Origin of the sequence: Exiguobacterium sp. s125 (assembly GCF_018618605.1) — a bacterium.
Taxonomy (GTDB): domain Bacteria; phylum Bacillota; class Bacilli; order Exiguobacteriales; family Exiguobacteriaceae; genus Exiguobacterium_A; species Exiguobacterium_A oxidotolerans.
This window is the reverse complement of sequence record NZ_JACSMI010000009.1, coordinates 24,099-48,257: the sequence shown is the minus strand read 5'-3', so window position 1 is coordinate 48,257 and position 24,159 is coordinate 24,099. Positions and strand designations below refer to the sequence as shown.

Here is a 24,159-nt window from a genome sequence, read left to right as displayed (position 1 = left end):
TAAATACATGTTACAATGAACTTAAAATAATAGAAGGAGGTGGGAAGATTGAAAATCATCATTCGAATCTTTTTCGCGTTACTCGGTCTTGCGCTTGGTGTCTTGTTATTGCCCCAGTTATTTCAATTAATTGAAGCGGCGACAGGGATGACTTTCCCGGAATGGTTGATGACGACATACGTAACCGGAACGATTGGTGCACTCATATTTTTATTAATTGGATTATTCATTACGGATGCGGTTATTCGACTTCTCCGATTTTTAGAAGAAAAACTAGTAAAGGCGCCCGCTGCAGATTTATTCTTTGGAACATTTGGTCTCTTGCTAGGTCTCGTGATGGCATTTCTCGTCAGCATGTTGATTGAACTTGTCGGGATTCCGCTGCTTAGTAATGTCTTAACCATTTTCGCGACTGCCTTATTCGGATACCTCGGCTTTACGGTCGGATATCGCAAACGGCATGAGTTGACGAAAATCTTTTTACGGTCAAACAGTAGTAACTCGGATAAAAAGTCGACACCGGAACCCGTTGTTGTCGCAAAATCAAACAGTAAAGTACTCGATACGAGTGTTATCATCGATGGACGGATCACAGATATCGCGAAGACCGGATTTGTTGAAGGGAAACTGATCGTTCCGCAGTTCGTGATTGGGGAACTTCAATACATTGCCGATTCATCGGATACATTAAAACGAAATCGTGGACGCCGGGGGCTTGACGTCTTAAAAGAACTCCAATCAATCCCTGGAATGGAAGTCGAAATTTATGATGGTGACTTCGAGGATGTACCAGAAGTCGACATCAAACTGATTAAGCTGGCAGAGTTGATGAAAGGAATTGTCGTTACGAACGATTACAACTTGAATAAAGTGTGTGAAGTCCGGAACGTACCCGTCTTGAACATCAATGATTTAGCAAATGCCGTCAAGCAAGTTGTGATTCCGGGTGAAGAGATGATGGTGCTTGTCATCAAAGAAGGAAAAGAGCAAAAGCAAGGGATTGCCTACCTCGAAGATGGCACGATGGTCGTCGTCGAAGGTGGTAAACACTTGATTTCGAAAACGATTGGTGTTGTCGTGACGAGTGTCCTTCAGACGTCTGCTGGACGGATGATTTTTGCGAAGCCACAAGAAAAATAAGGGACTGCCACAACTGTGGCAGTCTTTACTTATGAGAAAAGAGGGAATGCAGTGATAGAACAGACATACCGCGTCGTCATTCCGGCAGCTGGTGCCGGAAAAAGAATGGGCGCAGATCGTAATAAACTGATGCTGCTGTTACGGGACCGTTCAATCATTGAGTGGACACTCGATGTGTTTGAAGCCGATCCCTTATGTGAAGAAATCATTCTTGCCATCAATCCGGCGGAACAAGTCTGGTTTGAGCAAGTGACGGACCGATACGCAACGCCTGTACGCCTTGTTGCCGGAGGACGAGAACGGCAAGAAAGTGTCTTACGCGGACTGGAAGTCATCGAAGCACCCGGTATCGTGTTGATTCATGACGGCGCCCGGCCATTCATCGAACAGACAGCGATTCATGCCGTCGTCGCGGCGGCAGTCGAGCACAAAGCAGCGATTCTCGCCGTCCCGGTCAAAGATACGGTCAAACGGATCATCGGAGAGACGATCGTCGAAACGGTTCCGCGTGACGAACTGATGGCAGCTCAAACACCGCAAGCCTTCGATCTCGACACGATCCGAACCGTCCATCAAAAAGCAGCAGAACACTATTTAGGTACAGATGATGCAAGTTTGATAGAATGGGACGGAGGAAAGGTGACGCTCGTCACCGGTCAGTATGAAAATATTAAAGTGACGACACCGGATGATTTATGGTTTGGTGAAGCGATCTTAATGAAACGAGGGAAATAACGATGATTCGAATTGGACAAGGTTTTGATGTACATGCATTCGCAGAAGATCGGAAACTCATTTTAGGTGGGATTGAAATCCCACATACGAAAGGATTACTCGGTCACTCGGATGCGGACGTCTTGCTCCATACGATTGCGGATGCAGCACTCGGAGCGATTGCAGAAGGGGATATCGGCAAACATTTTCCGGACACCGATCCTGAGTTCAAAGATGCGGACTCTGCTAAACTGCTCGAACATGTCTATGCACTCGTCAAGCGTAAAGGATATGAATTGAGTAACTTAGACGCGACCGTCATCGCGCAAGCGCCTAAATTACGCCCGTACATCGATACGATGCGTGCGCGGATTGCGGAACTGCTTGAAGCGGACATCGAGCAGATCAATGTCAAAGCGACGACGACGGAATGGCTCGGGTTTACAGGGCGTGAAGAAGGAATTGCGTGCCAAGCTGTGATTCTGCTGAAACGAATCGAAGAATAAGGTATACTAATTAAGCGAATTTGAGACTAAAGGAGTGATCGGCAATGGCAGAAGTACGTGTACGTTATGCACCAAGTCCGACCGGGCACCTTCATATTGGGAATGCACGGACGGCTTTATTCAACTATTTGTTCGCACGTCATGCGGGCGGGAAAATGATTTTACGGATTGAGGATACGGACCAAAAACGAAACATTGATGGTGGCGTTGAAAGTCAGATGAAGTACCTCGAGTGGCTCGGAATCGATTGGGATGAAGGTCCAGGCCGCGGTGGCGATTACGGTCCTTACTTCCAAATGGAACGGCTTGATCTTTATCAAAAATACACAGACGAGTTACTTGAAAAAGGACTCGCCTACCGTTGCTACATGACCTCGGAAGAACTTGAGGCGGAACGTGAAGCACAAATCGCACGTGGTGAAGCACCGCGTTATTCAGGTGCACACCGAGATTTATCGCAAGAACAAGAAGACGCATTCGTCGCGGAAGGACGGACACCATCGATTCGGATTCGTGTACCGGAAAGCGTGACATATACGTGGAACGATATCGTCAAAGAAGACGTATCGTTTGAATCAAAAGACTTCGGGGACTGGGTCATCGTCAAAAAAGACGGGATTCCGACGTATAACTTCGCCGTTGTCGTCGACGATCACTTGATGGCAATCAGCCATGTCTTACGTGGAGACGACCACATCTCAAACACGCCGAAACAGATGATGATTTATGATGCGTTCGGTTGGGAGTATCCAACATTTGGTCACATGACGCTCATCGTCAACGAAGAGCATAAAAAACTGTCGAAACGTGATCAATCAATCATTCAGTACATCGAGCAGTATAAAGACCTCGGGTATCTCCCGGAAGCGTTACTTAACTTCGTGACGTTGCTTGGTTGGTCGCCGGTCGGAGAACAAGAAATCTTTACGAAAGAAGAATTCATCGAAATCTTTGATGCGTCCCGCCTGTCGAAGAGTCCAGCTGTTTTCGATCAACAAAAACTCGCTTGGATCAATGGGCAGTACATGAAACATCAATCGTTCGAAGAAGTATTCGAAGCGAGTCTTCCATTCCTTCAAGCAGCAGGACGCGTCTCAAACGAGCCGTCAGCAGAAGAACTCGACTGGGCGAAGAACCTCGTCGGACTTTACCGTGAGCAGATGACACACGGAGCGGAAGTCGTTGAGCTTTCAGAGATGTTTTTTGAAGATGAAGTGGTGTATGATGAAGAAGCAAACACTGTCTTGAGTGGCGAAACGGTTCCGACCGTCTTAGCTGAATTCGCGAACCAATTGCGGACACTTGAAGAGTGGACGCCGGAAGCGATCAAAGCATCGATTAAGGCAACACAAAAAGCAACCGGTCAAAAAGGAAAAAATCTGTTCATGCCAATCCGCGTCGCAACGACGGGGCAAACACATGGTCCAGAACTTCCGAATACGATTCAACTATTAGGAAAAGACCGCGTACTTGCGCGACTAGACGTATAAATAAAGCGTAGATGAGGAAAGTAGTGTCAATGTTTCTTCTCCAGAGACAAGCTTGTGTGGTGCGAGAGCTTGAAGAAAATTGTCATGAAATGCCCCTCTGAGTGCTACCCGAAATCAGTGAGAGTAGGCGTAGACGTATCTCCGGCGTTAACGGACACGGAGAGGGACGATTGATTCGTCCAAACAGAGTGGGACCGCGCTAATTAGCGTCTCTGTGCAGCGATGCACGGGGGCGCTTTTTCTTATGGAGAGGAGATTGAACATGACACGTATACGAGAAGACATTCGCAATGTATTCAACCAAGACCCGTCTGCACGCAGTAGCATTGAAGTCATCTTGACGTACCCCGGCTTACATGCGATTTGGATGCACCGTGTAGCCCATCGGTTATGGAAGTTGAACTTAAAGTTACTGGGGCGAAGCATTTCACAGTTCAGCCGCTTCTTGACAGGGATCGAAATTCATCCGGGTGCGACGATTGGTCGTCGCTTCTTCATCGACCATGGGATGGGTGTCGTCATCGGAGAAACAGCCATCATCGGCGACGATGTGACGATTTTCCAAGGCGTGACGCTCGGCGGGACGGGCAAAGAGACGGGCAAACGTCATCCGACGCTCGGGAACGGCGTGCTCGTTTCAGCCGGAGCACGTGTACTCGGTGATATTTCGGTCGGGGATGCATCAAAAATCGGGGCAAGCTCAGTCGTCCTGAAAGACGTCCCTGCTAACGCAACCGTCGTCGGGATTCCGGGACGTGTCGTCATCCAGGACGGAATGAAAGTCGAGGCCCCTCTCGATCACCGTCTACCGGATCCCGTTAGTGAGTGCCAGGAACGGATTGAAATTGAAATCGATGAACTAAAACGGGAAATTGAACGAATCAAAGGAGGACTTCGGAATGATACAACTCTACAACAGCATGACCGGAAAAAAGGAACCATTTAAACCGTTAGAAGAAGGTAAGGTCAAGATGTACGTCTGTGGACCGACCGTCTATAACTATATCCACATTGGTAATGCCCGCCCGGCAATTGTCTTCGATACAGTCCGCCGCTACTTTACGTACCGCGGTTATGAGGTTCAGTACGTCTCGAACTTTACGGATGTCGATGATAAAATCATTCGGACGGCAAATGAACTCGGTGAAGATTATCATGACTTAACGAAACGTTTCATTGCCGCGTATCATGCAGATACTGGAGCTTTGAACGTGCAACAAGCGGACGTCCATCCGCTCGTTACGGAGACGATGGATGATATCATCGACTTCATCAAAGTTCTCGTTGAAAAAGGGAATGCCTATGCTTCAGGCGGAGATGTCTACTTCCGGACACGGAGTTTTGAGACGTATGGTCAGTTGAGTCAGCAATCGATTGATGAATTACAATCGGGCGCGCGGATTGAAGTCGGCGAGAAAAAAGAAGATCCACTCGATTTCGTTCTTTGGAAAGCCGTTAAGCCGGACGAACCGTCTTGGACAAGTCCATGGGGTGAAGGACGTCCGGGCTGGCACATCGAGTGCTCGGCGATGGCAAAGAAATACCTTGGCGATACGATTGATATCCATGCCGGTGGACAAGACTTGAAATTCCCGCACCATGAAAATGAAATTGCCCAGTCGGAAGCATGCAATTCTCAAAAATTCGCGAACTACTGGATGCACAATGGATTCGTCAACATCGAAAACGAGAAGATGTCGAAATCACTCGGAAACTTTTTGACGGTCCATGAAGCGATTCAAGTCGTTGATCCAATGGTCTTACGCTTCTTCATGCTGTCTGTTCAGTATCGTCATCCGATCAACTACAGCCGTGAGCTGATTGATCAAGCGGTCAACGGTCTCGCGCGAATTCGGGAGTCGGTCGCAAACGTCGAGCATCGTCTCGCGATGACGGCAGATCTCGGAACGGCAAACGAAAAATGGTTAAAGCGGATTGAAGACATCAAGCAACATTTCATCACGTCGATGGATGATGACTTCAATACAGCGAACGCTGTAACGGATTTGTTCGATTTATCGAAAGAAGCAAATCTTTATCTTGCAGAAGCACAAGTGTCAAAAGAAGTTCTTGAGCGCTTCCTGACCGTTTTCAATGAATTGTCGGGCGTATTAGGTGTAACGTTGACGGTCGACCGCGGACTGCTCGACGAAGAAGTCGAACAGTTGATCACAGAACGAAACGAAGCACGGAAAAATCGTGATTTCGGACGGGCAGATGAAATCCGCGATCAGTTACGCGACCAGGGCATCTTGCTTGAAGATACAGCACAAGGGATGCGGTGGAAGCGCGGATGAAGAACTATAAACAATTGAACGCGCTCGCGCTCGCCTATATGGGAGATGTCGTCTATGAGATGCATGTAAGAGAGCGACTACTTGACCGTGGTTTCGTCAAACCAGGCGAGTTGCATAAAGCAGCGGTCCAGTATGTCCGGGCGCAAGCACAGGCGACCGTCGTTACACATTGGCTCAATCAGGGAACACTGACAGAAGAGGAACAAGCCGTCGTCCGGCGTGGGAAAAATGCGAAGTCCGGTTCTGTACCAAAAAGTACGGATGTCCATACGTACCGCTACGCGACGGCGTTCGAAGCATTGTTAGGCTACATTTATCTTTCAGAAGGAGGGGATCGTCTTGAAGAACTCATCGGGCAAGCGTTCGAATTACTCGAAGCCGAAACGACAGACGGAAAATAACCCAGTCGATCAAGGACAGCGCCCTAAGACTGGCGAAAAACGAAAACGTGTTGAAAAGAAACAAGAGGACCCGGTCGTCATCGAACCACTCGCGGAAGGGCAGGATTTCCTTTACGGACGAAATCCCGTTCTCGAAGCGTTACGAAGTGGACGCGAAATGAATAAACTCTTTATCCAGGAAGGTCAACAAAAAGGTCCACTCGCCGTCATCCATGCGATGGCGCAAGAAGCGAATGTCCAAATTCAAATCGTCCCCCGTTCAAAACTGCATGGTCTGACAGGAAGCGACAACCACCAAGGTGTCGTTGCGGCAGTTGCCGCCTATGAATACGCGGAACTCGACGATATCTTTGCCTTAGCAGAGAAGAAGGATGAGACACCACTCATCGTCTTACTCGACGAGCTGGAAGACCCGCATAACCTCGGTTCGATTCTTCGGACGGCAGACGCTGTCGGTGCGCACGGGGTCATCATTCCGAAACGGCGCTCGGTCGGATTGACACAAGTCGTCGCAAAAGCATCGACGGGTGCAATCGAGCATATTCCGGTCGTTCGCGTGACGAACTTAACGCGGACGATGGAAGACCTCAAGAAAAAAGGACTTTGGTTCGTCGGGACGGATGCGCGTGAAAGTGATGATTACCGGACGCTTGACGGAACGATGCCGCTTGGAATCGTCATTGGTAGTGAAGGAAAAGGGATGAGTCGCCTCGTCCGAGAGAAATGTGATTTCCTTGTCCACCTTCCGATGGCGGGCCATGTCACGTCACTCAATGCTTCCGTTGCCGCGTCACTCTTATTGTATGAAGTGTACCGGACGAGAAAGCCGTACGCGCGATGAAATATGACCGTCTGATCGTTGATGGCTACAATATCATTGGCGCATGGCCGGAATTCCGGACATTGCGGGAGCAAGATTTTGAATTAGCACGGGAACGATTGGTCGATGCAATGGCGGAATATCAGGCAGTGACAGGAATTAGTGTCACCATCGTCTTTGATGCCTATCTTCAGCCGGGGCGCGAGTCACGCTTAAAAAAGAGTGGACTCGAGGTCATTTATACACGCGAGAATGAAACTGCTGACGAATGGATAGAAAAAACGGCAGCCGAGTGGTTACAAGACATCCGTGTCAAGCTGACGGTCGCGACGAACGACTTCACGGAACAATGGGTGATCTTTACGCTCGGCGCACTCCGCATCTCGGCACAAGAGTTGAGACGGGACTGGAAAGCAGCGGTCGCCGTCATTCAGGGACAGACGACGATGTCGAAGACGAGCAAGAAACCGCGGTCGACTATCGATTTGCCGGCAGATGTCATCGAACGGCTTGAACAAATCCGAAGAAGAAAAAATTCAGATCAGTAAGGGGGTCTCCCCTTAAAAGTAAACCGTTTTCTTGACGTACCTGTCGAGAAGGCGGTTTTTTTAAGGGCGAAATACAGATAAAAAGAGGTCATGCCAATTTTCACTGTCGCAGGATAGGAAATTATTGTATAATTGTAGGCAATTGATTAGTTCGTCATAGAAGCTTGGAGGGATGAAGGATGAGTTTGGTTTCGTTCGACCAGTTTGAGTGCATGTCTGATGAGGCGCTTGTGGAACAAGCGAAGGTATTCGATAATAGCGATGCCCTTGAATTTTTGATCGAGCGCTATCGTAACTTCGTACGTGCGAAGGCCCGGTCATATTTTTTGATTGGTGCGGACCGCGAAGATATCATTCAAGAAGGTATGATTGGCCTATACAAAGCAGTACGTGACTACCGGACTGATAAGTTGGCTTCTTTTAAAGGATTTGCCGAACTCTGCATCACACGGCAAATGATCACGGCAATCAAGACGGCGACCCGTCAAAAACATATTCCTCTCAATTCGTACATCTCGCTCGATAAACCAATTTATGATGATGAATCTTCTGAACGGACGTTGCTTGATATCATCACTTCAACGGCACCATCGGATCCGCAAATCTTGATCGTCAACCGAGAAGAGTATGCAGACATCGAAACGAAGATGGATGAAATTCTTAGTGACTTAGAACGAAAAGTGTTGGCACTTTATCTCGACGGAAGAACGTACCAAGAGATTTCGGATGATCTCGATCGCCACGTCAAATCAATTGATAACGCGTTACAGCGTGTCAAACGGAAACTGGAGCGATACCTCGAGGCACGTGAGTTGATTGTCTAACCGCGAGGTAGATTGACCAATCCGACTACCGTATGCTACTGTATAAATAGCGCCTTACTAGCGAGACGCCGCTCATAGGCGTTTTTTTTTACGCTCTTTTTTGGAGGAATCTCCTCCGTTCGAGAGAGAGAGCGGCAAAGAAGGAGGTCTTTTGAGATGGCGAAGAAAGTAGGCCTTGCTTGTGATATTTGCGGTGCCCGCGATTATACGACGATGAAAAAAGAGGATGTCACAGTCCGCTTGGAATTGAAAAAATTCTGTCGGCGTTGTAACGCGCATACGATTCATAAAGAAGCGAAATAAGGCTTCATCTATCCCGATTTAATACATCCTGGAGGGAAAGTACGATGAAATTTTTGCGTGACGTATGGAATGAACTGAAAAAGACGAGCTGGCCAAAACGAAAAGAATTGACGAAGTACACATTGACGGTAATCGGTATGGTTATCTTCATGGGCGTCTTCATCTTTGGTATCGATTCTGGTCTCAGCGCACTCATGAGTTGGTTGATTAAGTAAAAGAAGAGGTGGCGTACCATGGATAAACAGTGGTTTGTCGTCCAAACGTACTCTGGATTCGAAAACAACGTCAAGGCTAACCTTGAACGTCGGATCGAGTCTATGAACATGGACGAGAAAATCTTCCGTGTACTCGTTCCGATTGAAACGGTACAGGAAGAAGTAACGAATAAAAAAGGCGAAACAAAAATCAAAGAGCGTGAAGTTAAGATTTTCCCGGGGTATGTCCTCGTTGAAATGGTCATGACGGATGATTCTTGGTATGTTGTTCGTAACACACCGAACGTAACCGGATTCCTCGGTTCAGTGGGTGGTGGATCGAAACCGACGCCGCTTCTTCCTGAAGAAGCTGAAAACATCCTTGGTTCAATGGGACTTGTCGACATGAAGAGTCGTTATGACTACTCACTCGGTCAAATCGTCCGAATCAAAGAGGGTGCCTTCGAGAACCTTGAAGGAACGGTTGAAGAGCTTGATACAGAAACAGAAAAAATGAAAGTTTCTGTAGATATGTTCGGTCGCGAAACGAAAGTAGAACTCGATTTTTCACAAGTTGAAAAAATCGATTAAGTTTCCTATTGCGAATGTTTTGTTTTAATGGTACAATTTTTCCTGTTTGATGTTGTGCTTATTTCGATAAATAACTCGTCGAATAGAATGAGTGGGAGGACGCGCAACGTCCAATTAAACCACATTAAAGAATTAAGGAGGTGTGTCTCGTGGCGAAGAAGGTTATGAAACTAGTTAAACTTCAAATTCCTGCGGGCAAAGCAAACCCAGCTCCACCAGTTGGACCGGCACTCGGTCAAGCAGGTGTGAACATCATGGGCTTCTGTAAAGAGTTCAACGCTCGTACACAAGACCAAGCCGGCTTGATTATCCCTGTAGTCATCACGGTTTTTGAAGATCGTTCATTTACGTTTATTACTAAAACTCCACCAGCAGCAGTTCTCTTGAAGAAAGCAGCTGGAATCGAGAGCGGTTCAGGCGAGCCTAACCGTAAGAAAGTAGCGACTGTCAAACGTGACAAAGTTCGCGAAATCGCTGAAACGAAAATGCCAGACCTCAACGCAGCATCTGTTGAAACAGCGATGTTGATGGTTGAAGGTACTGCACGTTCTATGGGTATCGTAATCGAAGACTAAGTCTTTCGAATTACAATGAACAACGATGAGGGTCGCAGGCGGATAGTTAATTGAAGCCTTGCTACCCTTTCATTATGTGGGAGGATTTTCCGCACAACCACAAAGGAGGAACCTAAAATGGGTAAGAAGTACAAAGAAGCTGCTAAACTTATCGATCGTACGGTTTCATACGAACTCGCTGAAGCTGTAGACTTAACTAAAAAGTCTGCAACAGCGAAATTCGATGAAACGATCGAACTTGCTGTTCGTCTCGGAGTCGATCCGAAGAAAGCAGATCAACAAATCCGTGGAGCAGTCGTATTGCCACACGGTACTGGTAAAACACAACGCGTTCTCGTCTTCGCGAAAGGTGAGAAATTGAAAGAAGCGGAAGCTGCTGGAGCAGATTACGCTGGTGATTCTGAGTATATCGCTAAAATCCAAAAAGGATGGTTCGACTTCGATGTTATCGTTGCGACACCTGACATGATGGGTGAAGTTGGTAAACTCGGTCGTGTTCTCGGACCTAAAGGCCTCATGCCTAACCCGAAAACAGGAACTGTTACATTTGACGTCACAAAAGCAATCAACGATATCAAAGCTGGTAAAGTTGAGTACCGTGTCGACAAATCAGGTAACATCCACGTTCCTGTCGGTAAAAAATCATTCGATAACGAGAAGTTGGTTGAAAACATCACTACCGTTATGGAAACTCTCGTAAAAGTTAAGCCTGCTACTGCTAAAGGTGTTTACCTTAAAAACATCGCGATCGCTTCTACAATGGGTCCTGGTGTTAAAGTATCTTCAGCTGACTTCGCGAAATAATTTCGTCTAAAACGAACTTGACAACGTTCTAAGAACGCTGTTACAGTATAAAACGTTGATATATTCGACATACCGTAGACAGAAGGTGCTCATCGATTGAGCTTAAACCCTTCCGAGGTGTTCTTGCTCAGAGAGCCTGTTTGTTCAGGTATCCTTTTTGACGATTACGCCTCCTCTGCCCTGCAGAAGGAGGCTTTTTATTTGAAATCGAGCAGCCCCTCGCGCCGGTACAATTTATTTACCAGGAGGTGCAACAGAAATGGCAAACGAAAAAGTTATCGCTGTCAAAGCGGATCTCGTATCTGAGATCGCTGAGAAAATGCAAGCGAGCGCTGGAACAATCGTCGTCGACTACCGTGGTCTCACAGTAGACGAAGTCACTGAACTTCGTAAACAACTCCGCGAAGCGGGTGTTGAATTCAAAGTTTACAAAAACGGTCTCCTTCGCCGCGCAGCAGTTCAAAGCAACCTTGAAGGTCTTGACGAAGTATTCACTGGTCCTAGTGCGATCGCATTCAGCAATGAAGACGTTATCGCGCCAGCTAAGATCTTGAACAACTTCTCTAAAGAACACAAGGCTCTCGAACTTAAAGGTGGTATCATCGAAGGCAAAGTCACTTCAGTAGAAGATGTCAAAGCCCTTGCAGAACTTCCATCACGCGAAGGTCTCCTTTCAATGCTCCTCAGCGTGCTTCAAGCGCCAATCCGCGGTCTCGCGGTGGCAACGAACGCAATCGCAGAGCAAAAAGAAGAACAATCTGCTTAATGTCCGCTTAGCGGGATAGGCAAACACACAATTTTTCAAACCCCAACGTGGGCTAAATCAAAGGAGGAAAACCATAATGGCTTTCAACAAAGAGCAATTTATCGAAGACCTCAAGGGCATGACTGTTCTTGAACTTAACGAACTCGTAAAAACAATCGAAGAAGAATTCGGCGTATCAGCAGCAGCTCCAGTAGCAGCAGCAGGTGCAGGCGCAGCAGCAGCTGAAGAGCAAACTGAATTCGACGTAATCCTTACTAACGCAGGTTCTGGTAAAATCAACGTCATCAAAGCAGTTCGCGAATTGACAGGCCTCGGTCTTAAAGAAGCGAAAGCACTCGTTGACGGAACTCCGGCTCCAGTTAAAGAAGGCGTTTCGAAAGAAGACGCTGACGCAATCAAAGCTAAGCTTGAAGAAGCTGGCGCAAGCGTAGAAGTTAAGTAATTTTCTTCTTCCGCAGACAAAAGAAGCTCGCTTTGCGGGCTTCTTTTGTTTTCATCTTTAATCAAGAGAGGGGAAGGAAACATGGCAGACCATTATTATACGAATGATCCCTCCTCAAAACGAGATCCGAAATCATGGGAGTTCGTCCTACGCGGCGAAACGTTCCGCTTCACATCGGACCACGGTGTGTTCTCAAAAGGTGGCGTCGACTTTGGTTCGCGTCTATTGATTGAGGCATTCGTTGAGCCGGATGTACCGGGTGCGATTCTAGATGTCGGTTGCGGATATGGACCGATGGGGATTTCACTGGCAAAAGCGACCGGGCGTGACGCGAAACTCGTTGATGTTAACGAACGGGCACTTGAACTAGCGGCTGAAAATGCACGTGCGAATGGTGTTTCCGTGACGACCGGTGTAAGTGACGGGTATGTTGGCGTAGGTGATGAGACATTTGCAGCGATCGTGACGAATCCACCGATTCGGGCAGGAAAAGCAGTTGTTCATCGGATTTTACGTGAAGCTTATGATCACCTCGTAGTAGGGGGCGCCCTCTGGGTCGTCATTCAGAAAAAACAAGGGGGACCATCAGCGAAGAAACTGATGGAAGAAGTCTTCGGTTCTTGCGAGACAGTAACCCGCGATAAAGGGTATTCAATATTTAAATCAATTCGGTCTTGACAAATCGGGTGATTTGTCGTTGACCTTGTGTTGTGTCTATGATAGTATTATAAAATGCCATTGGAGTGATTTTTGGATAAGCAGGTTGAAAGTAGCTGGCGTTCTCGACTACAGATGATTGAGTAGACAAGACGTCGCTTTTTTGCGCTTATCGGTCAAAAAATGGCTTCAATGTTCGATATTACACCCGTCCTTCTCTAGAAGAAGAAGTGGGTCTGAGAGGTGAATCAGTTGACTGGTCAACTTGTTCAGTACGGTCGTCACCGTCAGAGAAGAAGCTATGCACGTATCAGCGAAGTATTAGAACTTCCAAATCTAATTGAGATTCAAACGAATTCATACGAATGGTTCCTACGGGAAGGTCTTCGTGAGATGTTTCATGACATTTCGCCGATTTCCGACTTCACAGGAAATCTCGTATTAGAATTCATCGATTACTCGCTCGGTGAGCCGAAGTATTCGATTGATGAATCGAAAGAACGCGACGTGACCTATTCGGCACCACTGCGCGTTAAAGTCCGTCTTCAAAACAAAGAGACGGGTGAATTGAAGGAACAAGAAGTCTTCATGGGTGACTTCCCGCTTATGACGGAGTCGGGAACATTCATTATTAATGGTGCGGAACGAGTTATCGTTTCTCAGCTTGTTCGTTCGCCAAGTGTGTATTACAACAATAAGTTAGATAAGAACGGTAAACGTGGATTCTCGGCAACGGTCATCCCGAACCGTGGAGCATGGCTCGAACTTGAGACAGATGCGAAAGATATCGTATATGTCCGAATCGACCGCACGCGTAAGATTCCTGTAACGGTTCTTTTACGTGCTCTTGGTTTCGGTACGGATCAGGAAATCATCGATCTCCTTGGAGATGATGAGTACCTCCGGAATTCGCTTGAAAAAGATAATACAGAATCAACGGAAAAAGCCCTCATCGAAATCTATGAGCGTCTACGCCCGGGTGAGCCACCGACAGTTGAAAATGCGAAAGCACTTCTCGTGTCACGGTTCTTCGACCCGAAACGTTACGACTTGGCAAACGTTGGTCGCTATAAAATCAATAAGAAGCTTCATCTGAAGAATCGTCTGTTCGGACAAAAGCTTGCGGAAACGCTCGTTGACCCTGAAACAGGTGAAGTAATCGCAGAAGCTGGAACGGTTCTTGACCGTCGTATGCTCGACAAAGTCTTGCCATTCCTTGAAGGATCTGTCGGTTACATCGAAGCGACGCCAACTGGCGGCGTAACACAAGGCGAAGCCTTCAACTTACAGTCGATCAAGGTGTTCGCACCGGACGATGCTGAAGGTGAACGCATCATCAATATCATCGGTAACGGTAACATCGATCGTGACATCAAGCACATTACGCCTGCTGACATGATTGCTGCAATCAACTACTTCTTCAACTTGTTGCATGAAGTAGGAACAACAGACGATATCGACCACCTCGGTAACCGTCGTCTCCGTTCTGTCGGTGAATTGCTCCAAAACCAGTTCCGTATTGGTCTTTCACGTATGGAACGTGTCGTTAAGGAACGTATGTCGATTCAAGATCAGAATGCGATCACGCCACAGGCATTGATCAACATTCGTCCTGTTATCGCGTCAATTAAAGAGTTCTTCGGTAGCTCACAGTTATCACAGTTCATGGACCAAACAAACCCGCTCGCTGAGTTGACGCACAAACGTCGTCTATCTGCTCTCGGACCCGGTGGTTTGACACGTGAGCGTGCTGGCTTTGAAGTTCGAGATGTTCACTACTCGCATTATTCCCGTATGTGTCCAATCGAAACGCCAGAGGGACCAAACATCGGTTTGATCAACTCACTGTCTTCGTTCGCGAAAGTCAATGAGTATGGTTTCATCGAAGCACCATACCGCCGTGTCAATCCGGAAACGGGTGTTGTCACGGATGAAATTCACTACATGACGGCAGACGAAGAAGATCTCTACGTCGTTGCGCAGGCAAACATGTTGTTGACGGAAGAGAAGACGTTCCAAGATACACACGTCCTATCACGTTTCCGTGGACAAAACTTGTCTGTTGAGCCATCACGTGTCGATTACATGGATGTTTCTCCGAAACAGGTTGTTTCGGCAGCGACAGCATGTATTCCGTTCCTTGAGAACGATGACTCGAACCGTGCCCTCATGGGAGCGAACATGCAACGTCAGGCCGTACCACTTCTCGATCCAGAATCTCCGATTGTTGGAACTGGGATGGAGTACGTGTCTGCGAAAGACTCAGGAGCTGCCGTTGTTGCAAAACACTCTGGTATCGCTGAGCGCGTAACGGCTCGTGAAATCCTTGTCCGTCGTACGACGGAAGTCGATGGCAACATCGTTCAAGGTGAACTTGATCGTTATAAAATCCAAAAATTCATTCGTTCTAACCAAGGAACGTGCTATAACCAAAAACCAATCATCAAAGCAGGCGATCCTGTCGATAAAGGCGAGATTCTTGCAGATGGTCCATCAATGGACGGTGGGGAACTTGCGCTCGGTCGTAACGTACTCGTCGGTTTCATGACATGGGATGGTTACAACTACGAGGATGCCGTCATCATGAGCGAACGTCTTGTGAAAGATGATGTCTACACATCGATCCACATTGAGGAATACGAATGTGAATCACGCGATACAAAACTCGGACCGGAAGAAATCACTCGTGATATTCCGAACGTCGGTGACGACGCCCTGAAAAACCTCGACGACCGCGGAATCATTCGTGTCGGTGCTGAAGTAAAAGATGGGGATATCTTAGTCGGTAAAGTTACACCTAAGGGCGTAACGGAATTGACAGCTGAAGAACGTCTGTTACATGCGATCTTCGGTGAAAAAGCACGTGAAGTGCGTGATACATCACTCCGTGTACCACACGGCGGCGACGGTATCATCCTTGACGTCAAAATCTTCGATCGTGATAACGGCGACGAACTATCTCCTGGTGTCAACCAGTTGATCCGTGCGTACATCGTTCAAAAACGTAAGATTCACGAAGGAGATAAAATGGCAGGTCGTCACGGTAACAAAGGTGTTATCTCACGTATCTTGCCAGAAGAAGACATGCCGTACATGCCAGACGGCACACCAATCGACATCATGTTGAACCCACTTGGTGTACCATCACGGATGAACATCGGGCAGTTGCTCGAGCTTCACCTTGGTATGGCTGCACGCCAACTCGGAATCAAAGTCGCATCACCGGTATTTGATGGTGCACGTGAGGAAGATGTTTGGGCAACGATTGAAGAAGCCGGTATGGATCGCGACGCGAAGACTGTTCTTTATGACGGTCGTTCAGGTGAAGCGTTTGATAACCGCATCTCGGTCGGTGTCATGTATATGATTAAACTCGCCCACATGGTCGATGATAAGCTTCACGCACGTTCGACGGGTCCTTACTCACTCGTTACGCAACAGCCGCTCGGTGGTAAAGCCCAGTTCGGTGGACAGCGTTTCGGAGAGATGGAAGTTTGGGCACTTGAAGCATATGGTGCCGCGTATACACTCCAAGAGATCTTAACGATCAAATCGGATGATACGATCGGTCGTGTTAAAGCGTATGAAGCGATCGTTAAAGGCGAAAATGTACCGCAACCGGGCGTACCGGAATCGTTCCGAGTTCTCATTAAAGAACTTCAATCACTTGGTATGGACGTTAAGATGATGTCTGCTGAGGACGAAGAGATCGAAATGAAGGACGACGACGAGGACAACATCCCGAACGCGACTCCAGCACTCGAAGAAGTTCAAGCGCCTGTCGCACCAGTTGTTACTGAAGAGGAATAAGCGAAAGGGAGGTCCACCCCTTGGTAGATGTTAATAGATTTGAATATATGAAAATCGGCCTCGCTTCCCCCGAAAAGATCCGTTCGTGGTCTTTCGGGGAAGTGAAAAAGCCGGAGACGATCAACTATCGTACGCTCAAGCCAGAGAAAGACGGCTTGTTCTGTGAACGGATTTTTGGTCCAACGAAAGACTGGGAATGTTACTGTGGGAAATACAAACGAATCCGTTATAAAGGAATCATTTGTGACCGCTGTGGCGTTGAAGTCACGAAGTCGAAAGTCCGTCGTGAGCGCATGGGTCACATTGAGCTCGCAGCACCGGTTTCGCACATTTGGTACTTCAAAGGAATCCCAAGTCGTATGGGTCTTGTCTTAGATATGTCACCACGTGCGCTCGAAGAGATCATTTACTTCGCATCGTACGTCGTTACAGATCCGGGCGAGTCGACACTCGAGAAAAAACAACTCCTTTCAGAAAAAGAATACCGTGCATACCGTGAGAAATTCGGTAGCTCATTCACAGCTGAAATGGGTGCGGAAGCAGTTCGTAAATTGCTCCGCGACGTTGAACTCGAAAAAGAAGTAGCTGGTTTACGTGAAGACCTTCGAATGATTCAAGGACAACGTCGTACACGTGCGATCAAACGTCTTGAAGTCTTAGATGCTTTCCGCAACTCAGGCAACAACCCGGAATGGATGGTTCTCGAAGTATTGCCAGTCATCCCGCCGGAACTTCGTCCGATGGTCCAGCTTGATGGTGGACGTTTCGCGACATCAGATTTAAACGATTTATACCGTCGTGTTATCAACCGTAACAACCGTCTCAAGCGTCTTCTTGACCTTGGCGCTCCGAACATCATCGTTCAGAATGAAAAACGGATGTTACAAGAAGCGGTTGATGCCTTGATCGATAATGGTCGTCGTGGCCGTCCGGTCACTGGACCAGGTAACCGTCCACTTAAATCTCTTTCACATATGTTGAAAGGGAAACAAGGACGTTTCCGTCAAAACTTACTCGGTAAACGTGTCGACTACTCTGGTCGTTCGGTTATCGTCGTTGGTCCAAACTTGAAGATGTATCAATGTGGTCTTCCAAAAGAAATGGCCCTTGAGCTCTTCAAACCGTTTGTTATGAAAGAACTCGTTTCACGTGGTATCGCACCAAACATTAAGAGTGCGAAACGTAAAATCGAACGCGTTCAACCTGAAATCTGGGATGTACTTGAAGAAGTCATCCGCGAGCATCCGGTTCTCTTGAACCGTGCACCGACACTTCACCGTCTCGGTATTCAGGCGTTCGAACCAACACTTGTCGAGGGTCGCGCGATTCGCCTACACCCACTCGTATGTACGGCTTACAACGCCGATTTCGATGGTGACCAAATGGCGGTCCACGTACCACTTTCTGCAGAAGCACAAGCAGAAGCACGTCTTCTCATGCTCGCTGCACAAAACATCTTGAACCCGAAAGACGGTAAGCCTGTTGTTACACCATCGCAGGATATGGTCCTCGGTAACTATTACCTCACACTCGAACGCGAAAACGCGATCGGTGAAGGTAAAATCTTCTCGACTGTGAATGAAGCACTCATCGCCTACCAAAACGGGTATGTTCACTTCCATTCACGTGTTGCGATTCCTGCCGGCGTTCTTAAGAACCCGACGTTTACAGAATCACAAAACGAGAAATTATTGGTTACGACTGTCGGTAAGTTGATCTTCAACGAGATCCTCCCAACGACTTTCCCATACTTGAATGAGCCAACAATGAGTAACTTACAGGAAGCAACGCCTGAGAAGTACTTCCTTGAAAATGGAACGGATGTTGCTGCTGAAATCAAGAACCGTCCAATCATTGAGCCATTCAAAAAAGGATTCCTTGGAAATGTCATCGCGGAAGTCTTCAAACGTTTCGAAACGACGGAGACGAGCCGTATGCTCGACCGCATGAAAAACCTTGGTTTCAAACACTCGACACGTGCCGGTATCACGGTTGGTATCTCGGATATCATCGTACTCCCGGACAAACAGGAAATCCTGGTCGAAGCACAAGATAACGTGGATCGCGTTATGAAATCGTACCGCCGTGGTCTCATCACGGAAGACGAGCGCTATGAGCGTGTCGTCAAGTCGTGGAACGACGCGAAGGATGAAATTCAGTCTCGTCTGATGAAATCCCTCAACCGTCTAAACCCGATCTTCATGATGAGTGACTCTGGTGCCCGTGGTAACGCATCAAACTTTACGCAGCTTGCAGGGATGCGTGGACTCATGGCCGCTCCAAGTGGACGGATCATCGAGCTCCCAATCAAATCTTCGTTCCGTGAGGGTCTGACGGTTCAGGAATACTTCATCTCGACGCACGGTGCGCGTAAAGGTCTTGCCGATACAGCCTTGAAAACTGCCGATTCAGGTTACCTGACTCGTCGTCTCGTTGATGTAGCGCAAGATGTTATCATTCGTGAAGATGATTGTGGAACGGATCGTGGTATCCGTGTCATGGCTCTTCGCGAAGGAACGGAAGAAATCGAAAGTCTTTACGACCGACTCGTCGGACGTACGGCATTCGAAAAAGTCGTTCACCCGGAAACGGGAGAAGTTCTTGTTTCTGTTAACGAACTCATCGACGAAGATATCGCGCGTACAATTACGGACGCTGGTATCGACAACGTTGAAATTCGTACTGCCTTCACTTGTAACACGAGTCATGGTGTCTGTAAGAAATGTTACGGACGTAACCTTGCAACGGGTAACGATGTTGAAGTCGGTGAAGCAGTCGGAATCATTGCGGCACAATCAATCGGTGAGCCAGGAACGCAGCTTACAATGCGTACCTTCCACACAGGTGGGGTTGCCGGAGATGATATCACGCAAGGTCTTCCACGTATCCAAGAGTTGTTCGAGGCCCGTAATCCGAAAGGTCAAGCGGTCATCTCGGAAATCGACGGACAAGTCATCGACTTTACAGAGTCGCGTGACAAACGTGAATTGACGATTCAAGGTCTGAGCGAAACACGCACATACACGATTCCATTCGGATCGCGTCTTCGTGTTCAACTCGGTGAAGAAGTCATTGCCGGTCAAGTGTTCACAGAAGGATCGATTGATCCGAAAGAACTCTTAAACGTTAAAGGTGTATCTGGTGTTCAGAACTACCTTCTTCAGGAAGTTCAAAAAGTATACCGGATGCAAGGAGTTGAAATCGGTGACAAGCACGTCGAGGTCATGGTTCGTCAAATGATCCGCCGCGTTCGCGTCATCGAGTCAGGTGAGACAACACTTCTCCCTGGTTCACTCGTTGATATCAGTACCTTTAAAGAAGCATGTAAAGAAGCGCTCCGTGCAGGAAAAGCACTCGCTTCCGCTAAACCAGTTCTCCTTGGTATTACAAAAGCATCGCTTGAGACAGACTCGTTCCTATCAGCTGCTTCGTTCCAGGAAACTACTCGTGTCCTTACGGATGCAGCAATCAAAGGGAAGAGCGACTACCTTCGCGGCTTGAAAGAGAACGTTATTATCGGTAAACTAGTTCCAGCTGGTACAGGAATGACACGTTACCGTCAAATCGGACTCGAAGTAGCTGGTGAAGCACCTGTAGAAGCAGATTCTCCTGTAGAATAAAACGCCTTGACACGTCGGTATGGCGGTGCTACTATGATATAGTGTTGCCAACCGGCCGTGTTATTTTGGAGGATATCTTCATGTCTTACAAAAAAGTAGTCGGCGCAGATTTGAAGTTTGTCGGTCAAAAGCAAACGCTCAAAGCATTGCGATCTGGCAAGGCGTCGGAAGTGATCATCGCGGATGACGCAGATGAACACGTAAAACAAGCATTGCTCGATGCGGCGAAACAAGCTAACGTTCCGGTTGTGAACGTGCCTTCTAAGCTTGAGCTTGGTAAGGTTTGTGGAATCGATGTCGCGGCAACTGCTGTTGCCATTAAGAAAGTTTGATAATACGTTTTGTGTGGCGATGGAATGCCTGAGCCACGCAAAACGTTTCATTATGACTTTCGATGAACCACCCGGCTCGGTGGTTTTGAAACTTGTCATGAATTCAGGAAGGGAGGATCTCAAAGATGCCTACTATCAATCAATTGGTCCGTAAAGGACGTCAATCAAAAGTTGTGAAATCAGATTCGCCAGCGCTGAACAAAGGGTACAACAGCTTCATTAAAGCTCGTACTGACATCAGCTCACCACAAAAACGTGGTGTTTGTACTCGTGTAGGTACAATGACTCCGAAGAAACCGAACTCGGCTCTTCGTAAGTACGCACGTGTACGCTTGACGAACACAATGGAAGTAACAGCTTACATCCCAGGTATCGGCCACAACTTGCAAGAACACAGTGTTGTTCTTATTCGCGGAGGCCGCGTAAAAGACTTACCAGGGGTACGTTATCACATCGTTCGTGGTGCACTTGATACAGCTGGAGTTGACGGCCGTATGCAAGGTCGCTCGAAATATGGTACTAAACGTCCAAAAGCAGCAAAAAAATAATCTAGATATCTGAAGATATCACCTCACTATATGAAAGGAGGGACTCGGAATGCCACGTAAAGGTCAAGCAGAACGTCGTGATGTAATGGCTGATCCGATCTACAACTCTAAACTCGTTACCCGCCTTATCAACCGTCTTATGTTAGATGGTAAAAAAGGTACTGCTCAACAAATCTTATACAAAGCTTTCGAAACTATCGCTGAACGTTCAGGTCGCGATGCAATGGAAGTTTTTGAAGAGGCGATGAACAACATCATGCCAGTTCTTGAAGTAAAAGCACGCCGTGTAGGTGGAGCTAACTATCAAGTTCCTGTCGAAGTCCGCCCTGAGCGCCGTACGACACTCGCACTTCGTTACCTCGTGAACTACTCACGTCTCCGTAACGAGAAAACTATGGATGCTCGTCTTGCTAATGAAATCATGGACGCTGCAAACAACACTGGTGCTTCTGTTAAGAAGCGCGAAGATATGCACAAAATGGCGGAAGCGAACAAAGCGTTTGCTCACTACCGCTGGTAAATCCGGAAATAACCACCTCATCTATGCCATTTTGTATGGAAATATGAGGTGGCTTTCGGGTATAGTCATGACGTGTGGCAACACACGGACACTAAATTAAAATGCGAAAGGAGAATGTTTAAAGATGGCAAGAGAATTCTCCCTTAAGAACACCCGTAATATCGGGATCATGGCCCACATCGATGCTGGTAAAACAACAACGACTGAGCGTATCCTCTATTACACGGGTCGTATCCACAAAATTGGTGAAACGCACGAAGGTGCTTCACAAATGGACTGGATGGAGCAAGAGCAAGAACGTGGAATCACGATTACATCGGCAGCAACAACTGCACAATGGAAAGGTAACCGCGTAAACATCATCGATACTCCTGGACACGTAGACTTCACTGTTGAAGTTGAACGTTCACTCCGTGTACTTGATGGTGCGGTTGCAGTACTTGATGCTCAGTCTGGTGTTGAGCCACAAACTGAGACAGTATGGCGCCAAGCTACAACTTACGGCGTACCACGTATCGTTTTCGTAAACAAAATGGATAAAATCGGTGCAGACTTCCTGTACTCGGTCGGAACGCTCCGCGATCGCCTTCAAGCGAACGCACACGCAATCCAAATTCCAATCGGCGCTGAAGATGAATTCAAAGGAATCATCGACCTCGTTGAAAAGAAAACGTACATGTATGGTAACGACATCGGTACTGATATCGAAGTAACGGATGGTTTCCCTGCAGAATTCGCAGACGAAGCTGAAGAACTTCGTGCATCATTAATCGAAGCAGTTGCGGATTACGAAGAAGAAATGATGATGAAATACCTCGAGGGCGAGGAAATTTCAATCGAAGAGTTAAAAGCGGGTATCCGTAAAGCGACTCTTACAGTTGATTTCTACCCTGTACTCGTTGGTTCGGCATTCAAGAACAAAGGTGTCCAGCTTATGCTTGACGCAGTCCTTGACTACCTCCCATCACCAGTCGACGTAAAAGCAATCACAGGAATTAACATGGATACAGATGAAGAGATCGTTCGTGAGTCTACTGACGAAGCGCCGTTCTCTGCACTTGCATTCAAAGTTATGACTGACCCGTATGTTGGTAAATTAACGTTCTTCCGTGTGTACTCTGGTACAGCTTCGGCAGGATCATACGTTAAGAACTCAACAAAAGGTAAACGTGAGCGTCTTGGACGTATCCTTCAAATGCACGCGAACAGCCGTGAGGAGATCCCAATGGTCTTCGCTGGTGACATCGCTGCAGCTGTAGGTCTTAAAGATACGACTACTGGTGATACGCTTTGTTCTGAGAAAGACAACGTCGTTCTCGAATCAATGACATTCCCAGAACCAGTTATCTCGGTCGCAATCGAACCAAAAACGAAAGCCGACCAAGATAAAATGGGTCAAGCACTTGCTAAGCTTGCTGAAGAGGATCCAACGTTCCGCACTGAAACAAACCCAGAGACTGGTCAAACGATCATCTCAGGTATGGGTGAGCTTCACCTCGACATCATCGTTGACCGTATGCGTCGCGAGTTCAAAGTCGAAGCTAACGTTGGTGCTCCACAAGTAGCTTACCGTGAAACGATTCGCCAAGCGGCGAAAATCGATTCTAAGTTCGCTCGTCAATCAGGTGGTCGTGGTCAGTATGGTCACGTCGTCGTAGAATTCGAGCCGAACGAAGAAGGTGCTGGCTTCGAGTTCAACAACAAAATCGTCGGTGGTGTTGTTCCGCGTGAATACATCCCAGCGGTTGAAAACGGAATCGAAGAAGCACTTCAAAACGGTATCCTTGCTGGTTATCCAGTAGTTGACGTTAAAGCAGCACTCGTTTTCGGTTCATACCACGATGTCGACTCAAACGAGATGGCATTTAAAATCGCGGCTTCAATGGCAGTCAAACAACTTAAAGATAAGAGCGGCGCTGTTATCCTTGAGCCAATGATGAAAGTTGAAATCGTCATCCCAGACGAATACATGGGAGACATCATGGGTGACGTTACGTCACGCCGTGGACGCGTTGAAGGTATGGAAGCTCGTGGGAACGCACAAGTCGTTCGCTCGATGATTCCACTTTCGGAAATGTTCGGATATGCAACAGGACTTCGTTCGCGCACACAAGGTCGCGGTACGTACTCAATGCACTTCGATCACTACGAAGAAGTACCGAAATCAGTTGCTGAAGAAATCATCAAAAAATCAAACGGCTAATCCTTCACAGGTTGTCACGATTATTTGATTAGTGTAAGCTAAGGAAGGTGTACG

Annotated in this window: 24 protein-coding genes and 2 other annotated features; all 24 genes read left to right on the top strand. The window is 47.4% G+C overall.

Translation table 11 applies throughout. The features are described 5' to 3' along the window. Nucleotides 1-48 precede the first annotated feature (48 nt). Entirely contained in the window at nucleotides 49-1,140 is a 1,092-nt protein-coding gene (locus tag KNQ05_RS15005) for a PIN/TRAM domain-containing protein (RefSeq protein WP_088835995.1), read from the top strand. Nucleotides 1,141-1,191: 51 nt separating this feature from the next. Further along, nucleotides 1,192-1,875 (top strand): 2-C-methyl-D-erythritol 4-phosphate cytidylyltransferase, encoded by a 684-nt coding sequence (gene ispD, locus KNQ05_RS15000; protein ID WP_088835996.1) that lies wholly within the window; start codon nucleotides 1,192-1,194, stop codon nucleotides 1,873-1,875. Nucleotides 1,876-1,877: 2 nt separating this feature from the next. Continuing rightward, nucleotides 1,878-2,360, top strand: a complete 483-nt coding sequence (gene ispF, locus KNQ05_RS14995; RefSeq protein ID WP_029332239.1) for a 2-C-methyl-D-erythritol 2,4-cyclodiphosphate synthase — start codon at nucleotides 1,878-1,880, stop codon at nucleotides 2,358-2,360. A gap of 44 nt (nucleotides 2,361-2,404) precedes the next feature. Further along, entirely contained in the window at nucleotides 2,405-3,850 is a 1,446-nt protein-coding gene (gene gltX / locus KNQ05_RS14990; RefSeq protein ID WP_214767893.1) for a glutamate--tRNA ligase, read from the top strand. Then, nucleotides 3,850-4,067 (top strand) — a binding site (T-box leader). It overlaps the preceding gene by 1 nt. A 45-nt stretch (nucleotides 4,068-4,112) precedes the next feature. Next, complete coding sequence (gene cysE, locus KNQ05_RS14985) at nucleotides 4,113-4,796, top strand: serine O-acetyltransferase (RefSeq protein WP_214805997.1); 684 nt, start codon at nucleotides 4,113-4,115, stop codon at nucleotides 4,794-4,796. Further along, nucleotides 4,750-6,147, top strand: coding sequence for a cysteine--tRNA ligase (gene cysS, locus KNQ05_RS14980; RefSeq protein WP_088835999.1), 1,398 nt, complete (start codon nucleotides 4,750-4,752; stop codon nucleotides 6,145-6,147). The genes cysE and cysS overlap by 47 nt, the downstream gene beginning before the upstream one ends. Then, a complete protein-coding gene (locus KNQ05_RS14975) occupies nucleotides 6,144-6,548 on the top strand; it encodes a Mini-ribonuclease 3 (protein ID WP_214805995.1) in 405 nt (134 codons plus the stop codon). The genes cysS and KNQ05_RS14975 overlap by 4 nt, the downstream gene beginning before the upstream one ends. 79 nt (nucleotides 6,549-6,627) lie before the next feature. Then, nucleotides 6,628-7,389, top strand: a complete 762-nt coding sequence (gene rlmB / locus KNQ05_RS14970) for a 23S rRNA (guanosine(2251)-2'-O)-methyltransferase RlmB (protein WP_088838388.1) — start codon at nucleotides 6,628-6,630, stop codon at nucleotides 7,387-7,389. Next, entirely contained in the window at nucleotides 7,386-7,916 is a 531-nt protein-coding gene (locus KNQ05_RS14965; protein ID WP_088836001.1) for an NYN domain-containing protein, read from the top strand. Before rlmB ends, KNQ05_RS14965 begins: the two co-directional genes overlap by 4 nt. A gap of 179 nt (nucleotides 7,917-8,095) precedes the next feature. Then, the gene (gene sigH / locus KNQ05_RS14960; RefSeq protein ID WP_088836002.1) at nucleotides 8,096-8,740 is read left to right on the top strand and encodes an RNA polymerase sporulation sigma factor SigH; all 645 of its coding nucleotides are present in this window, start codon (nucleotides 8,096-8,098) and stop codon (nucleotides 8,738-8,740) included. Nucleotides 8,741-8,896: 156 nt separating this feature from the next. Then, nucleotides 8,897-9,043 (top strand): 50S ribosomal protein L33, encoded by a 147-nt coding sequence (gene rpmG / locus KNQ05_RS14955; protein WP_029332247.1) that lies wholly within the window; start codon nucleotides 8,897-8,899, stop codon nucleotides 9,041-9,043. Nucleotides 9,044-9,087: 44 nt separating this feature from the next. Further along, nucleotides 9,088-9,258 (top strand): preprotein translocase subunit SecE, encoded by a 171-nt coding sequence (gene secE / locus KNQ05_RS14950; protein WP_029332248.1) that lies wholly within the window; start codon nucleotides 9,088-9,090, stop codon nucleotides 9,256-9,258. 18 nt (nucleotides 9,259-9,276) lie between these two features. After that, nucleotides 9,277-9,828, top strand: coding sequence for a transcription termination/antitermination protein NusG (gene nusG, locus KNQ05_RS14945; protein ID WP_088836003.1), 552 nt, complete (start codon nucleotides 9,277-9,279; stop codon nucleotides 9,826-9,828). A 149-nt stretch (nucleotides 9,829-9,977) separates the two neighbouring features. Beyond that, on the top strand, nucleotides 9,978-10,403 hold the full coding sequence (gene rplK / locus KNQ05_RS14940) for a 50S ribosomal protein L11 (protein ID WP_012368996.1): 426 nt from the start codon (nucleotides 9,978-9,980) through the stop codon (nucleotides 10,401-10,403). A gap of 117 nt (nucleotides 10,404-10,520) precedes the next feature. Continuing rightward, nucleotides 10,521-11,207: a 50S ribosomal protein L1 gene (gene rplA, locus KNQ05_RS14935; protein ID WP_029332250.1), complete on the top strand. Its 687-nt coding sequence runs from the start codon at nucleotides 10,521-10,523 to the stop codon at nucleotides 11,205-11,207. Nucleotides 11,208-11,261: 54 nt separating this feature from the next. Then, nucleotides 11,262-11,416, top strand: a sequence feature (ribosomal protein L10 leader region). Nucleotides 11,417-11,466: 50 nt separating this feature from the next. Beyond that, the gene (rplJ, locus tag KNQ05_RS14930; RefSeq protein ID WP_029332251.1) at nucleotides 11,467-11,973 is read left to right on the top strand and encodes a 50S ribosomal protein L10; all 507 of its coding nucleotides are present in this window, start codon (nucleotides 11,467-11,469) and stop codon (nucleotides 11,971-11,973) included. Nucleotides 11,974-12,049: 76 nt separating this feature from the next. Next, nucleotides 12,050-12,415, top strand: coding sequence for a 50S ribosomal protein L7/L12 (gene rplL / locus KNQ05_RS14925; protein ID WP_214767887.1), 366 nt, complete (start codon nucleotides 12,050-12,052; stop codon nucleotides 12,413-12,415). A gap of 81 nt (nucleotides 12,416-12,496) precedes the next feature. Beyond that, nucleotides 12,497-13,093 carry a class I SAM-dependent methyltransferase gene (locus tag KNQ05_RS14920; protein ID WP_088836004.1) on the top strand — a complete coding sequence of 199 codons (597 nt, stop codon included), beginning with the start codon at nucleotides 12,497-12,499 and terminating at the stop codon, nucleotides 13,091-13,093. Nucleotides 13,094-13,324: 231 nt separating this feature from the next. Further along, nucleotides 13,325-16,882, top strand: a complete 3,558-nt coding sequence (rpoB, locus tag KNQ05_RS14915; protein ID WP_088838389.1) for a DNA-directed RNA polymerase subunit beta — start codon at nucleotides 13,325-13,327, stop codon at nucleotides 16,880-16,882. A 20-nt stretch (nucleotides 16,883-16,902) separates the two neighbouring features. Then, a complete protein-coding gene (gene rpoC / locus KNQ05_RS14910) occupies nucleotides 16,903-20,502 on the top strand; it encodes a DNA-directed RNA polymerase subunit beta' (protein WP_088836005.1) in 3,600 nt (1,199 codons plus the stop codon). 80 nt (nucleotides 20,503-20,582) lie between these two features. Continuing rightward, the gene (locus tag KNQ05_RS14905) at nucleotides 20,583-20,834 is read left to right on the top strand and encodes a ribosomal L7Ae/L30e/S12e/Gadd45 family protein (protein ID WP_088836006.1); all 252 of its coding nucleotides are present in this window, start codon (nucleotides 20,583-20,585) and stop codon (nucleotides 20,832-20,834) included. 125 nt (nucleotides 20,835-20,959) lie between these two features. Next, entirely contained in the window at nucleotides 20,960-21,382 is a 423-nt protein-coding gene (gene rpsL, locus KNQ05_RS14900) for a 30S ribosomal protein S12 (protein WP_012369004.1), read from the top strand. A gap of 49 nt (nucleotides 21,383-21,431) precedes the next feature. Further along, nucleotides 21,432-21,902, top strand: coding sequence for a 30S ribosomal protein S7 (rpsG, locus tag KNQ05_RS14895; RefSeq protein ID WP_023466623.1), 471 nt, complete (start codon nucleotides 21,432-21,434; stop codon nucleotides 21,900-21,902). A 124-nt stretch (nucleotides 21,903-22,026) separates the two neighbouring features. Next, nucleotides 22,027-24,105: an elongation factor G gene (fusA, locus tag KNQ05_RS14890; protein WP_029332256.1), complete on the top strand. Its 2,079-nt coding sequence runs from the start codon at nucleotides 22,027-22,029 to the stop codon at nucleotides 24,103-24,105. Nucleotides 24,106-24,159: the final 54 nt, after the last annotated feature.